11 protein-coding genes and 1 pseudogene are annotated in these 13,653 nt (G+C 67.7%); 5 read left to right on the top strand and 7 right to left on the bottom strand.

The features are described from left to right. Nucleotides 1–1,409 precede the first annotated feature (1,409 nt). From HUW62_RS39480 to HUW62_RS39450, 7 genes are read right to left on the bottom strand one after another with little or no spacing between them, the layout of a single operon-like run. Nucleotides 1,410–2,366, bottom strand: a complete 957-nt coding sequence (locus HUW62_RS39480; RefSeq protein ID WP_176437359.1) for an AT hook motif domain protein — start codon at nt 2,364–2,366, stop codon at nt 1,410–1,412. An 8-nt stretch (nt 2,367–2,374) separates the two neighbouring features. Continuing rightward, a complete protein-coding gene (locus HUW62_RS39475; protein WP_176437358.1) occupies nt 2,375–3,205 on the bottom strand; it encodes a hypothetical protein in 831 nt (276 codons plus the stop codon). Next, the gene (locus HUW62_RS39470; RefSeq protein WP_176437357.1) at nt 3,181–3,519 is read right to left on the bottom strand and encodes a hypothetical protein; all 339 of its coding nucleotides are present in this window, start codon (nt 3,517–3,519) and stop codon (nt 3,181–3,183) included. Before HUW62_RS39470 ends, HUW62_RS39475 begins: the two co-directional genes overlap by 25 nt. Beyond that, entirely contained in the window at nt 3,516–4,175 is a 660-nt protein-coding gene (locus HUW62_RS39465; RefSeq protein ID WP_176437356.1) for a 3'-5' exonuclease, read from the bottom strand. The genes HUW62_RS39470 and HUW62_RS39465 overlap by 4 nt, the downstream gene beginning before the upstream one ends. Continuing rightward, complete coding sequence (locus HUW62_RS39460) at nt 4,176–5,357, bottom strand: RecB family exonuclease (protein ID WP_368670592.1); 1,182 nt, start codon at nt 5,355–5,357, stop codon at nt 4,176–4,178. Then, nucleotides 5,354–5,857, bottom strand: coding sequence for an HNH endonuclease (locus HUW62_RS50195; protein ID WP_176437354.1), 504 nt, complete (start codon nt 5,855–5,857; stop codon nt 5,354–5,356). Before HUW62_RS50195 ends, HUW62_RS39460 begins: the two co-directional genes overlap by 4 nt. After that, entirely contained in the window at nt 5,854–6,483 is a 630-nt protein-coding gene (locus HUW62_RS39450; RefSeq protein ID WP_176437353.1) for a hypothetical protein, read from the bottom strand. The genes HUW62_RS50195 and HUW62_RS39450 overlap by 4 nt, the downstream gene beginning before the upstream one ends. A 1,552-nt stretch (nt 6,484–8,035) precedes the next feature. On the opposite strand from HUW62_RS39450, the gene HUW62_RS39445 reads away from it, so the two are divergent. The 5 genes and pseudogenes from HUW62_RS39445 to HUW62_RS39425 all read left to right on the top strand — a co-directional run. Further along, on the top strand, nt 8,036–8,845 hold the full coding sequence (locus HUW62_RS39445; RefSeq protein WP_176437352.1) for a sigma-70 family RNA polymerase sigma factor: 810 nt from the start codon (nt 8,036–8,038) through the stop codon (nt 8,843–8,845). A gap of 155 nt (nt 8,846–9,000) precedes the next feature. Continuing rightward, entirely contained in the window at nt 9,001–9,342 is a 342-nt protein-coding gene (locus HUW62_RS39440) for a hypothetical protein (RefSeq protein ID WP_176437351.1), read from the top strand. A gap of 6 nt (nt 9,343–9,348) precedes the next feature. Then, nucleotides 9,349–10,086, top strand: a complete 738-nt coding sequence (locus HUW62_RS39435; RefSeq protein WP_176437350.1) for a hypothetical protein — start codon at nt 9,349–9,351, stop codon at nt 10,084–10,086. Between the two features lie 87 nt (nt 10,087–10,173). Next, nucleotides 10,174–11,685, top strand: coding sequence for a DEAD/DEAH box helicase (locus tag HUW62_RS39430; RefSeq protein WP_176437349.1), 1,512 nt, complete (start codon nt 10,174–10,176; stop codon nt 11,683–11,685). Nucleotides 11,686–11,711: 26 nt separating this feature from the next. Further along, nucleotides 11,712–13,653, top strand: a pseudogene (locus tag HUW62_RS39425) (hypothetical protein); the annotation flags it as partial.

The raw sequence follows: 13,653 nt of genomic DNA, 5'->3' as shown, positions 1-13,653 counted from the left end.
GATGCTGTCGCTGCGCGCGCTGCAGCCGCAACTGCGCTACGTGCTGGGGCCGGTGTCCTTCGCGATTCAAGCGGGGCTCGACGTGAACGGCGCGCGGGCGTCCAGCGCTCCGGACGGAGTGTGCTTCCGGGCGCGAGTTCAGGCCCGAACTCGTACCGCGGCGCTCGAGGACCTGGTGGCTGTCCGCCCTAACCTCGCGAAACTACGAAGGCTATGGGGCCAAGCGTGTGCTTCCGCGCGCCTGGTGGAGCTCCCGGGGGACTGTCACCAGGCCAGGCCTGGCCGGCGCGGCGAAAGTGAACGGCGAAAGTGCCCGCGTTCACTTACCGATGGGCACTTTCAGACGGGGGCAGCGGGGGCCGCGACGTCCGTTGGAGGAGTCACGAGGGCGTCGTCCTTGGGGCTTTCCGAGGAGGCCGTGTCGAGGTCTTCGCCATCGCTCGCTATCACCTCCGCGTCCACCTCGCCGCGCTCGGTGGGCGTCGTCTCGTGCGCAGCGCCTGGGCGTGCCGCGCCTGCAAACCCTCCAGCGAGAAGGTGGCGGGCAGACTCTGCCGCGAGTTGGTCCCCCCGGGCGGGAATCGAAGGTCCGCACGTGTTCGCCGTTTCCGGATGTGGCCCACCGTAGGCGCGCGGCAGGAGGCACGAAGAGGGCGTCGGCGACTGCCGCGCACTGTGTTGCCCAATCAAGTGCCTCAGCAGTAAGTCAGGCAGAGGTGCGAATTGCATTGGTGCGGATTGCAGAAGCCAGAATAGCAGCGCCCGTTGGGGCAGTTGGAGTCAAAGTTGCAGGCACGACCATCGTAAACGCCCCCCGAGCACGTCTTGCCACAGTCTGCGTTGTAATTGCACTCCTGGCCAGCGTAAGAACCACCCGAGCACGTCTTGCCGCAATTGGAGTTAGTGCTACATGCTTGGCCAGCGTAAGAACCACCCGAGCACGTCTTGCCGCAATTGGAGTTAGTGCTACATGCTTGGCCAACGTAAGAACCACCCGAGCAACGCTTGGCGCATGCTTGAGCAGACGCCTCGTCTGCTGCTCCTGTGGATTCCGTCTGACTCCACGCTTCTTCTTGGACGTCTGCTTCCTCGTGTGTGACCGCCTCCAGCGAGTCCTCGCGCTGCACGGCCTCCGGCGAACCGCACGCAATCAGCGAGAGAATAAGGCAGGCGAAGGATAGGTGTTTCATGTGTGTGTCCGGGTTTGTGGTTGTTGTTTTGGCTGAGTGATTGTGCCGTGAAGTTGCGAGCTGGTCATGTTGCCCCTTGGGCGGGTGTTTTTTTGGAGTAATGAACAGAGCTACGAGGAGTGGGGTGGAGGTTTGTTTGGAATAGGACCTCCTCCATGCGGGCGTTCTAGTTTGGTTTCGGGACGGTTGAGAAGAAGGAGAAGCCACAACGGAGGTCGGCTAGGGCGACTCGTCTTTGGCGCTGGTTGACGTCGCGGTGTCGGGATGTTCCTCACCCGTCGATTTCGACACCTCCGTGTCTTCGTCGCTGCTCTCTGCTTCAGCGTCCACCTCGCCGCGCTCGGCGGGCGTCGTCTCCCGTGCGGCGCGCAGGGCCTGGGCGTGCCGGGCCTGCAAGCCCTCCAGCGAGAAGGTGGCGTGCAGCTCCTGGCGGGAGTCGGCTCCGCCTTGGACGAACTCCTTCAGGCGCACCATGGTGTTGAAGTCGGTGGGGTTGTCGACGCGCACGCGGCCCTCAGCCAGCGCTTCCTCGAAGCCGAGGAGGTAGCCGTCAATCATCTTCAGCGCGTCGTCCTTCGAGACGGCGATGGCTTTGGCGCGCAGCTCGATGAGCTGCTGGTCCGCCTTGGTGGCGATGCGCGTCTTGGCCTCCTCGCGGCGGCGCAGGCAGTTGTGCTCCTTCGCGTAGTTCGCGACGAGCGACGTGGCGACGCCGAAGCGCTCGGCAAGCTCGCGGTATGAGGCGTAGGACGTCATGGTGGATCCGTCCGGCAAGCTCTTCACGTCGCCGAAGACGAGGGCGCGGTCCAGCTCCTGGCGCGGGAGCGCGGGCTCCTCAGACTTGCGGGGGCGGCCCGTCTTGCGCTTTTTCGCGGGAGGTGGAGTCGGTGGTGCTTCGGGAGGCTCCACCACCTCGTCCGCCGGCTCGCCCGCGAGGAGGCGCTTGCGGCGGCCGAGGCAGTCGTGCTGCTGGGCGTACCTGGCGACGGCGCTGTGGGCGACACCGATGCGCTCGGCCAGCTCTCGCAGCGAGGGGAAGCGCCGCTTCACACGGCCCCTCGTGGTGGGCACCTCTTCGCCTTCCACGAGGAGCCGGTCCACCTCGTCATGAGGCAGCCGGGGGCCTTCGGCCTTGGTGGGGCGCCCCAGCTTCTTGAGGGGCTTCTTCTGGGCCATGCCTTCCCTCAGCAGCCACTGGAGGGCTGCGTTGCGGTGTCCGCGGCCTGGGTGCGCAAGCGCTGCATCAGCCGCGTGCGCTGGCGCTTCAGGCGCTGGTACGTCCGCTCGACCTCGGTGGTGTCGCCGTCGACGAGGCGGCTGGCGTAGGCGCGCAGCTTCTCGCGGCGGACGACGGTGGCCATGAGGACCTCGACGTCGCTGCGAGGCAGGGTGGCGCGGGCGAGGTGTACCAGCACGGCATCGCGCTTGACGAAGCTGCGCCGGACGCTGGGCCGCCGGGGGCTCTCCACCGGCGTGGCGTGACGCGTGTCGGGCAGCCACTCGGCGAGCTGCGCCTGCGTGTACGTCTCGTGCTGCTCCGCGCGCTCCTTGCGCAGGTGCCGGAACACCTCGCGCGCCGTCTGCTGGCGCAAGCGTGCCGCCGTCCAGTCACCCCAGCGCGAGAGGGGGAAGCTGCGCGCGACGGAGAGGAAGGTGGCGAGGACGAGCTGGTCCAGGTCCTCCCGGGGCACCGCGTTGCCGAGAAGGCGGCGGCGCAGGCGACGCAACATGGGGGCGTAGGCGGCGGCGAGGGCAGCCGTCCATGCAGGGCTGGAGGAGGTCTGCATTTCGGCCACGAGGGCCCGGGTGAGGGCTTCACGCTCTGGGTACGTCTCTTCGCGCGCGTCGTCCATCGCGGCCAGCACCGACTCGAGGGTGGCATGACGCGCGAAGGCCGGCCGCCGCGTGCGCGCAGCCGCGAAGACGGCCTGGTGCCGAGGCGAGAGCGCCTCAACACGAAGCAGGCCGAGGAGGTGGCCGAAGAAGTCACTCACCGAGGACGGGCCTCCCACCACTCGCGCACCAGCTCGAGGAAGTCATCCAACTGCATGGTGACGAGGGGCTGCTGCCCGTCGTCCTTGCACACGGCGAGCGGCCAGCGGCCCGGTGGGCACGTCTCCACCGCCTGGCGCATGGCCTCCCGGACGTTGGTGCGCTGGTGGGCCTTGGCCTCGACCCAGAAGCACGGCACCTCGACGTCGGACATCTCCTGCCCGGTGCGGTACTGGAGGCCGCGGCGGATGAGGGCCTCGGGCATCGCCTCACGGAAGCGGTGGACGAGGGCGCGCTCGAAGTCGGCACCCTTGCGACGGGACGACGCGCCACTCACGAGACACCTCCTGACTCTTCCAGCAGCCGCTCCATGTGCCCGCCACGGCTCATGCGCACGGCGAGGCGGCGAGCCACCTCCAGTGCGCAGCGGGCGTCCGCCATGGCGCGGTGAGGCGTGGGGCGCTGGATGCCGAAGTGCTTGGCCAGGGCGTTGAGGGAGAGGGACTCCACCTCGCCCGTGGCGAGCAGCGGCCATGCGAGGCTGGCGGTGTCGAGGCGGTGGTAGTCGACGCTGGGCAGAGCCAGCCCGGTACGGCGATACCCCTCGGTGAGGAAGCCCCAGTCAAAGCTGGGGACGTGACCGGCCACGAGGGTGCCCGCAAGCAGCGGCGTTGCGGTGGCCAAGACTTCCGGCAGGGGCAGCGCGTCCCGCCATTCCTCGTCGGAGTAGCCGCACACGGCCAGGGCTTCGGGCTGGGCGTCCGCCAGCCGGGTGGGCAGCACGCGCGCCTCGTACTCCGCCAGCACCTTGAGGCTTCGGGCGTCGACGCGGAGGATGGCCACCTCCAGCACTTCGTGCCGGGAGGAGTCCAACCCCGTCGTCTCCAAATCGATGAAGGAGATCGTCCGCAGGTGCGGTGGGAGGCTGGGGAAGAGCGGCGGGTGGAGGGCAGAGGCAGGGGTGGTGTCGGAAGCAGGGTGAGCGGACAGCATCTATGCGACCTCCTTGGCCCAGAAGCGGGGCGAGTGGTGTTTGGCGGCGAGGGAGTCCAGCTCGGCCTTCAGCAGCGCGACGCGCGCGGTGCCCAGGCGCTTGCCCGCGTCCTTCAGCAGCGCATCGAGGGCCTTCTTCTCGACGCTGGCGAGGCGCTGCATCAGCTCTTCACGGGGGAGGCCGGTGGCCCGGGCTAGCAACTCGACGGTGGGCTCCAGCGGGTAGTCGAGGCTGGTGGTGTTGAACATGCGGTAGCGCGTGCCGGCGAGGACGAGTTCGTCCCGCTCGGCGAGGTGGGCCCGGAGGACGCCCTCCAGCTCCGCTTTGCGCGCGTTGAGAATCTTCGCGAGGTGGGCTACCTCCTGGCGCTCGCGGGCGACGGACTCCAAGTCGGCAGTGTCCTCGCAGACGACGTCACGCTGTCCCTCCAGCGCCTGGGCGTAGGCGGGGCAGTTGCGTCGGTGGTCGCAGTACACGCAGTTGGGGTTGAGGCGGGCGGGGAAGGACTCCGCCTTCTCCATCTGCTGGCCCAAGGTCTCGACGTAAGCGAGGGCGGCGTCCAGCTGCTCCTCGGTACGCGTCGTCTCCTGCCGCACGCCGTGGCGCAGCATCCACATGGACAAGCGCACCTTCTTCGCCCAGGGCCACATGCGGCGCGCGGCGAGGGCGTAGAGGCTGAGCTGGAGGCTGGAGTCCAGCTCCTCGCGGGTGAAGAGCTGGTGGTTGGACTTATAATCCATGACGTGGATTGTCTCGGCGTCGACCCAGTCCACACGGTCGATGAAGCCCAGGACGGTGAAGGGGCCCACCGGCAGGCGGAACTCCTTCTCCACGGCGAGGATGTTGCGGGAGTCCACGCGGCCCTGCTGTCGGACGAAGTCCTGGAGGATACCGAGGCCCTGCTGGAAGAGGTCCAGGCCGGAGAGCCCCGAGGCGGCCCACTCTTCACGGTAGAGCTGGAGGGCGCGTGCCTCGGAGAGCGGGCCCGCGCACTCGGTGTCGATGGCTTCCTGGAGGAGCCGTTCGAGGACGGCGTGCAACGCCTTCCCGAAGCTCAACGGCACACCGGGCTCTGCGGTGTGTTTGTCGAGGTAGTGGAGCCGGTACGACAACGGGCAGGACTCGAAGCGGCTCAGCCGACTAAAGGAGAGGTGCTCATTCCTACGTGCGAGGGAGTTCACTGGACATGCCTCCATGTCCTGCCGAGGGCGACGGCAGCTACGTTGCTCTTGGGAATTCCAAGGTGTCGGGCAATCTGTCTGTACGAACGACCGCCCGCACGCAGTGCTCGAATCGTCTGAACAATGGTGTCGTTCAGCTTGGCGTTGGGGTGCCGCTCTCCTCGTACCATTCGCTCTGGTTGCGACTGAGATGCAAGTCGTCCTTTCCGAGCCGCATCCCTCATGTTCTCGGCGTGTGTTCCCAAGAAGAGGTGGGACGGATTGCAGCATCGTCGGTTGTCGCAGCGGTGGAGGACATAGAGTCCTTCCGGAATAGGACCGTTGCTGAGCGCCCACGCCAGGCGGTGGCTGTAGCCAATTCCGTCGGCCTGTCGTCCGAGGCCGATAACCCCATAGCCTGTATGAGAAATAGCGGCTTGCCAGAGCCAGCAGTCGTTCTCGTGAGCCTTGGCGACCTTTGACCAGAAGCGCTCGTCGAGTGGCTTCAGCTTTCTCCTCACGGTGTCGCCTCCGTTGGACGCGGTGTTGCGCTGTCAGCGACAGGCTCCACTGCTGCGCTCTTTTGGAAGCTCATGACGCGCGAGCCCGGGAAGGCAGACAGGACGCGCACCAGGGTGGCGGCATGCTCCGGAGTGAGCTCCTTCCGGGCCTGGCCGGTGTAGGCCGGGACGAGCCACACCTCGCCGTAGGTTTCGGAGCGGAAGCACACCTCGGCGCCGAGGGCCTTGAAGCTGGCGATGTCCTCGTCCGTGAGTCCGCGCAGGACCTCCGCAGCCAGCTCTTTCACACCGGGAGGCGGGACTGGTGTCGCGGGCTTGGCGGCGGGGGCCAGGGCGGGCTTCTTCGAGCCAGCCTCGGTCAGCGGATGTCCGAACAAGTCCACCGCAGCCGGGGTGGACTTCGCCGGAGGCGCAGGGGAAGGGCGTGCGACTTCTTCACTAGGAGCACGGGGCTGCCGATTCACCTTCAGCCACTCGGTGCAGGTGCCCACGCTGGGCAGCGTGCATCCCCCGCCAGCCCGGTAGTGCAGGCAGTGCTTGCCCTCGCCGCGGACGTACGCTTCGCACGTCACGCCTGGCGGACGATGCTGTGCGGCGGTGGGCTGGAGGTAGTGAGTAAGGGCCATGCGCGGATGTCGGCGGCGCGTGTTTGCCGATACATCCTAAAAGCACCCCCTCCCTCCGTTTCCGGACAGGATTTCTTTTTGCCCGATTTCTTTTTTGATTTTCCGGGGCGAATGACATGCGGCCATAAGGCAGAGCAAAGGCCTCCGGCGCGATTTCGGGGACATGCCGTCACCGGGTGGCAGAAAGGTGGCAGCCGGTGGCAGGCGCTTTTTGAAAGACTGCCACGAAATTCCCCAGTGAAATCAGCGGAGTGGCAGTGGTGGCAATGGTGGCAGTGTTTTTTTGGGTAATGCACCCTAGGGAGAGTGAGACTTCGGTTCCCCTATTGAATAGTGCCATTCAAATATGCGCGCGCCCGCTACGTAGGGGTACCCGAAAAAAGACTGCCACCACTGCCACCAAGAGATAAGTTATTGAAATAAAAGAAGAAAAAGGTGGCAGATGGTACTGCCACCCACCTGCCACCTCTGCCACCTTCTAAACTTTGAGTGAAGGTGTTGTGGCTGATTGTGAAGAGGCAGGCGAGGCGTGGCTGGACGCGGCAGGGCCAATGCCTGTGAATGGCTGTAGGACGGCCGGAAACGGCCTCCACGCGCGTTGAAGCGGGCTGAGAGCTGCCCAGGTCGGGGCGAAGGCCTTCCTCGGCACCTGCGCCCTGTCAGGGGGCTGTCGCTTCCCACCGTGAGGGGCGCAGCCCCCGACTACGGCCAGGCGCTCCCGTGACGCGACGGCGATGATACGGAGAGAGAACGTGTTTCACTTGGCGCGCGTCCGGCTGCGTGGACGGACCCCGAGCGCCAACATACGGGCATGGAAGTCGCAGAAGGCGCGCGGCAGTGCCGCCGCCTTCAATGCAGCCGGCTTGGATATCCCCACTGGAAAAGTCGGATGCGACGGGAGCGCCGTTGAATGCGTGACTGTCTGGGTATTGGGAGTTTGGGAGGGGGCTTGAGACATGAAAAACAAGTATCACCCTGAAGTGCAGAGGGGGCGTCGGCGGTATGGGAGGAGTGGGCGCGCGTTTTCTTCACGCCGTCACGCTTCCGTCACGCCCAGGATGCACGCTGTCGCACGTATTCCTTGAGGCCTTGTCGCGGCGCGGTGTCGTCCTTGGGCTGTGAAGGGAAGCTGCGTGAATTACGGTTTCAGCACGATGTGCTGCTTTGTTGTGAGCGGCTCGGCCCTGATGCCGAAGCGGTGTGTCGTCCGGATAGGACTGGGCCTGCGCCGTGAAAGCCGCGTCTTGGCCCTCCTGGGCACGCCGCGCTCCCGTTGTCATGTCCCCAGTCGGAAGGGGGGGGCGCCCGTTACCGTAGTGGGGCCGCTGGGGCTCGGGTGCATGTAGCGCCCTGTTCTTTCTCTGAAATACGCGCCGCAGCCACGAGGCTCCCACCGAAGGCGGGGCCGCCTCGGAGGTGCTGGCGCCATTCCCTCAAGCGGGGCTCGGCCTTGTCTCCTCTCTCACCCGGCACCTCCCGCGCGCCGAGCGCAGGGCCGGGACGGCATGCACCTGTGAGTCGTAGCTGGGATGCTCTCCATCAAGAGCTTGGCGTGGCCCTCCGGACGGCCGAGGCGCAGCGCGCCTATCGCCTGGTGCGACGCAACTGGGAGGCGCTCGCCGACTTCGAGCAGCCGGAGGCCCTTGTTTCATTTCTCACCGCGCGTGAAGGTGAGTCTCACGTCAAGGATGGCTTGCTCGCGGGGCTCGTCGTCATGGTTCAGACGGGGGCCGCTGCCAGCTTCTTCGTGGCCCTGTTGTGGCTGAGCCTGTGGCCCGGGTTGGACAGCGTGTATCGCCGGTGTCTCAGGCGAACGGAGCAACCGCCCGCGGAGGTGGTGTCCTCGGTGGCCGTGTCCTTCATGGCCCTCGTGGCACGCGTCAATCTGTCAGGCGTCCACCGCGTGGCGGGGACACTCGTGCGCGGGACGGAGCGCGACGTCCTCAAAACCTGGCGAAAGGAGCTGCTGGAGCAGCGTCGCCGCGCACGCCTTGAGTCGCTGACGGACGTGGAGGCCGGGGCGCCCTCGGTGCCGTGGCTCACTCCCTTCGTCTCGCGAGCCCGCTCCTTCAACGCCGAGGTGGAGGAGCTGCGCGCGTGGCTCCTCCCGCTGATGGGGGAGGATACGGACCTGGTGGTGTCCCTCGTCCTTCGCGAAGAGGACGCTGTCGAGGTGGCAGCGAGCCTTGGGTTGTCGCCCGAAACGGCGCGCAAGCGCGTCCGGCGGGCCTTGGCTCGCCTGCGGAAAATGAAGAATAAAATCCCCGAAAAAGATTTCTTGTCCCGAAACGGCGGGTGGGGGTGCTTTTTAGAGTTTGTGGATTCTGAAACAACCGAGAGGGCGCCGGGAGGGAGCGGCTGAGGGGAGTCACGAATCGTATGTCCCCTGCGCGCGCCGCCTGACTTTGGGGGAGTAACGGGGCCGCCCGCGCCCCAATCCAATCCTGCTTCGACACACCCTGTCCGCCTCCAGCGGACGGCAACGCCCCTGTATTGCCTACAGCCTGGAAGGACTGAATGAAGACAGCCGCGCGAAACAACTTCGAGCACGATGAAACATTCGTGCGCTTCTTCGCTCGCATCGACGGACACCGCCTGCGGGTGGTGGGCCGGGGCGACGCAAGGCCGGAGGCGGAGGGACGCGCCGCGTGTCTCTGCTGCGAGTGCGCCGACGCGCAGGCCAACGACTACGTCCGCATGCCGGGCCTCTTCCGCCGCTGGGAGATTCAGCACGTCGTCGACAGCGAGGCGGACTTCAACGTCGAACCGGCGGGCTGCACCGCGGACGGCACCGAGTTGTTCTCGGTGTACCGGCGCGAGCGCCACGCCTCCACCACGCACCGCCAGAAGGAGGAGTGAAGCACCATGACCAGCAACATGTGGGAGCAGACGGCCGCGATGGCCAAGCAGCACGAGCAGCAGGGCGGCGCCTGGCTGAAGCTGGCGAACGACGGGGACACCGCCGTCGTCGTCTTCCTCGGGGAGCCGCACCCGCGCGAGGTGGTCTTCCTCGACAACAAGTTCGTCCCCTTCGACGAGAAGCTGAAGGCCCAGGGGCAGAAGCCCTCGCTGCGCGTGGCCCTCAACGTCGCCGTCTACGGGACGCGCGAGGTGAAGGTGATGGAGCAGGCCGTCACCTTCTTCAACACGCTGATGGAGCTCAGGGCGAAGTACGGCCTGGAGAAGTGGGCCTTCGAGGTGAAGCGCCGCGGGGCCGCGAAGGACACGAAGACGACGTACTCCATCCTCCCGGACCGGCAGCTCACCACAGAGGAGATGGCAGCCTTCCAGGCGTTGCAGCAGCACGACTTGCCGAAGCTGTACGCGGCGGAGGCGGAGAGCGCGGCGAGCAGCGCGGCGCCCGCGGGCGCTCCCAGCGCGAAGGCGAACGAGCCCATCGACGTGAAGCTGGCGCAAGGAATCGCCGCTGCCCTGAAGGCTCTGCCGCGCGAGGCGGTGGACAGGTTCCTTCAGAAGTTCGCCGTGCAGCGCATCCGCGACTTGCCGGCGTCGAAGGGGGAGCTGGCGCGCGCCTTCGTCGACTCCCTGGTGGCCCAGTACTCCGCGGAGAGCGTCGCGGACGTGGATCCCTTCGGGCCGTGAGCCCGCCCCGCTGAAGTCGGTTGCCGTAGCCATGCGCGAAGGGGGCCTGCTGCGTGCCCCCGACGCGCCTCACTGAGGACGACAAGAATGGTGGAAGACTTCTCCGAAATGCGCGGGGACGGGGGACGTGTTGTCTCTCGCATCCAGGACTCCAGCGTGAGGGACGCGCCGTCCGCGCCTGCGCGCGACACGAGCATGGGCACGCGGACGTTGCGCGTGCGCGTGGATGCCGGGCTGCGGCTCGCGGTGGGCGACGTGCCGCCGAAGATGGGGGAGGCCCTCTGCCGGGCGCTCTCCCTTCCCAACCCCGCCTATTTGAAGCTCGTGCGGCTGCGCAAGCGACCCGGGGCGGAGCCCCAGACGCTGTACTTCTTCCGCCAGCAGGAGCGGGAGCTGGTGTTGCCACGCGGGGCCATTCACCTGCTGCGCCGGGCCGCGGACGAGGCGGACCTGACGCTGTCCTTCGAGGACGCGCGGGTGCTGCCGTCCAAGCGCCTGGCGAAGCTGCCGGTGGTGCCGCTGCGCGACTACCAAGCCGAGGCCGTGGAGCGCCTGGCGAAGGCCACCCAGGGGATGGCGGTGCTCCCATGCGGGGCAGGGAAGAGCGTCCTCGCCGTGGGGGCCATCGCACGGCTCCGCACGCCGACGCTCATCCTCGTCCACACGTTGGACCTGGCCGAGCAGTGGCGAGAGCACGTGCGCGAGCGCCTGGGTATGGAGGCGGGCCTCGTGGGCGCGGGGGAAGAGGAGGTGCGGCCCGTCACCGTGGCCGTCGTCCAGTCCCTGGCCCGGTGGGACGAGGCGAAGCTCGACGCCTTTCTCCAGGGCTTCGGACTGCTCGTCCTCGACGAGGCCCACCACATCGCCGCCAGCGCCTTCCACCGAATCGTGGACCGCTGCCCCGCGCGCTACCGGCTGGGGCTGACGGCGACGCCGGAGAGGGAGGACGGGCTGACGCCGCTCTTGCGCCTGTACCTGGGAGCGCCCTTGGCCGTCGTGAAGCACGAGGACCTCGTCGCGCGCGGCGTGCTGGTGGTGCCCGAGGTGCGCGCCGTGGAGACGGCCTTCGACTTCCCCTACTTCGGCGCCGCGGACTACGCGCCCATGCTGGAGGCGCTGGCGGAGGACAAGGCGCGCAATGACCTCGTCCTCGGTGCCGTGGCCCGCGAAGCGTGGGCAGGCCACCTGTGCCTCGTTCTCACGGGGCGGGTAGACCACTGCGAACTGCTCGCGCATCGGCTCTCAGCCGCCGGCCTATCGGCTGCCGCGTTGACGAGCGAGGTGCCGCGCGAAGCGCGCAAGGCCCTGCTGGACCAGGCCCGTGCCGGGCGCGTCCGTGTGCTGGTGGCCACCAGCCTGGCGGACGAGGGTCTCGACTTGCCGCGCCTCTCGCGAGTCTTCCTGGCGTACCCCGGCCGTGCGCGCGGACGCACCGTCCAGCGGCTCGGACGGCTCATGCGCCCCCATCCGGAGAAGAAGAGCGCCGTCCTCATCGACTTCGTCGACGGGAAGGTGCCGCTGCTCCGGCGCCACCACGCGGAGCGCCGCCAGCAGTACGCCACGGTGCTGGGAGTGGCCAGCGCCGGCAACACACCTTGAACCGATGCAGGGAGTGAGCACCTTCGATGACGACACCTTCTGACACCACTCCAAGCACTCCCAATTCCGACGACATTCGCGCCACCTGGCGGTGGCTGGCGCACGCACAGCACGGTGTGAGCGAAGTCCGTGTCATCCGTCCAGGTGGCGGTGGCATCGTCGGCCTGGGCTTCTTCGACGACGAGGAGGCCTTCGTCGCGACCTGCGTCGAGGCCAACGCCGCCGGCAACGTGTACGTGGGCATCCAGCCGCGCCCCCGGCGCCTGCTGGAGCTGGCCCCCAACGTCCTCCGTCCGTTGAGGACGGGGGCGGGCAGCAAGGACATCGAGGTGGTGACGGCCACGGTGGTGGACCTGGACCCCGTGCGCCCCAAGGACACGGCCAGCACCGAGGACGAACTCTCGCTGACGCTTCAGGTGGCGAATGCCGCCGCGGCCTGGTGTGAAGGGCAGGGACTCGTCCGGCCGCGGCTGATGATGAGCGGCAACGGGGCGCAGCTCTGGTTCGCCTTGCCACCGCAGTTGCTGGAGGGCGAGAGCCACGAGCGCGTGCAGGCGGGCCTGAAGGACTTCGAGGCCGAGGTGCGCACCCGCTTCGCCTCCGAGCGCGTGCGTGTGGACTCCATCCACGACGTGGCCCGCATCATCAAGGTGGTGGGCACCGTCGCCCGGAAGGGAGCTGGGACTGCGGAGCGGCCTCACCGAGCAGCGCGGGCGCTGGCCGACTTCGAGCGTGTGGAGGATCCGCAGCTCGTCGAGCGCTTGCAGAGGGCGCCTGCGCAACAGGCGGCGAATGCGGCGCGTCCTGCCCAGGTGGCGCTGCCTCTGGCTCCCTCCACCTCGGCGCCGCAGGGGACGGTGAAGGCCCGCCGGACGGAAGCAGGGGAGTACGACTGGGCGCAGCCTGTGGAGATGTGCGGCCCGGTGCAGCGCCTGTGGCAGGAGGGCGCGGAGGACCGGAGCGTCGCCATCTTCAACATGGTGCGCTTCTTCGCGCACAAGCAGCTCGGCCTCGATGAAATCACCGAGCTTGTCCTCGAGTACGACAGGCGCGGCCTGGGGAAGCTGAAGGGCCGGGACGGCGCGGGCTACATCCGCAAGGCCTACGAGAAGGTGATGGCCACCGCCCGCGAGGATGGCGGCGTGGCGCCGCCCTGCCACTCCCTCCAGGGCATGGGCTACTGCCGCGTCAACCGCGAGCCGGACGTGCGCTGCGAGCTCTACGACGTCGTCTTCGACATCGAGGCGGCTGTGGCGCGCCTGGCCACGGTGCCGGCCCAGGATGTGGAGTACCGACTCAAGCCGATTCTGGAGGCGATTGCCCACCGTCCGCCGTCCGCGCAGGAGAAGTACCTGGGCCTGCTGGAGGTGCGCACGGGCCTGGCCGCTCAGAAGCTTCGGCTGTCCATGGCTCGCGCCGTGCGCACTTCAGGAGCGGGAGAGGGCGCGGAGGGCGCGGACTCCAAGGGCGGGGGGAAGAGCAGCAGCGGCGACGACACCATCGACGGCGAGGTGTTCGAGGACGCGTACTGCTACTACACGGTGACGCAGCGCGGAGACGCGAAGGCGATTTCCTCCTTCACCTTCACGCCCAGCGCCGTCGTGGAAACCGAGGAGGGGGAGGTGTTCCTCGGAGACATCCGCACGGACAAGGGCACCTGCATGGAAGGGGCGCGGCTGCCGAGGCGGGCCTTCAACTCGCGCAAGGAGCTGCTGCACCACCTGCCCTCCGTCCACACGCAGTGGACGGGCAGCGACAACAACGTGCAGGGCCTGCTGCGCGTGGTGGCGCGGCGTGCGGTGCCGCGGCTGCCGGGCACCAGCGTCCTGGGGGACTTCAAGCAGGGGGCGCACCACGTGTGGGTGGCACCCGGATGCACCATTGGGAAGGAGGGCTTTGTCTCCCCGTCGCCCGTGGCGTACCTGCCCAATGGGGCGTCACTCGAGTCGCGTGTCCGCTACGAGGCCA

The sequence above is a fragment of the Myxococcus sp. AM011 genome (genome assembly GCF_013372595.1).
Taxonomy (GTDB): domain Bacteria; phylum Myxococcota; class Myxococcia; order Myxococcales; family Myxococcaceae; genus Myxococcus; species Myxococcus eversor.
The sequence above is the reverse complement of the archived record's forward strand: the minus strand, read 5'-3'. Positions and strand labels throughout refer to the sequence as shown.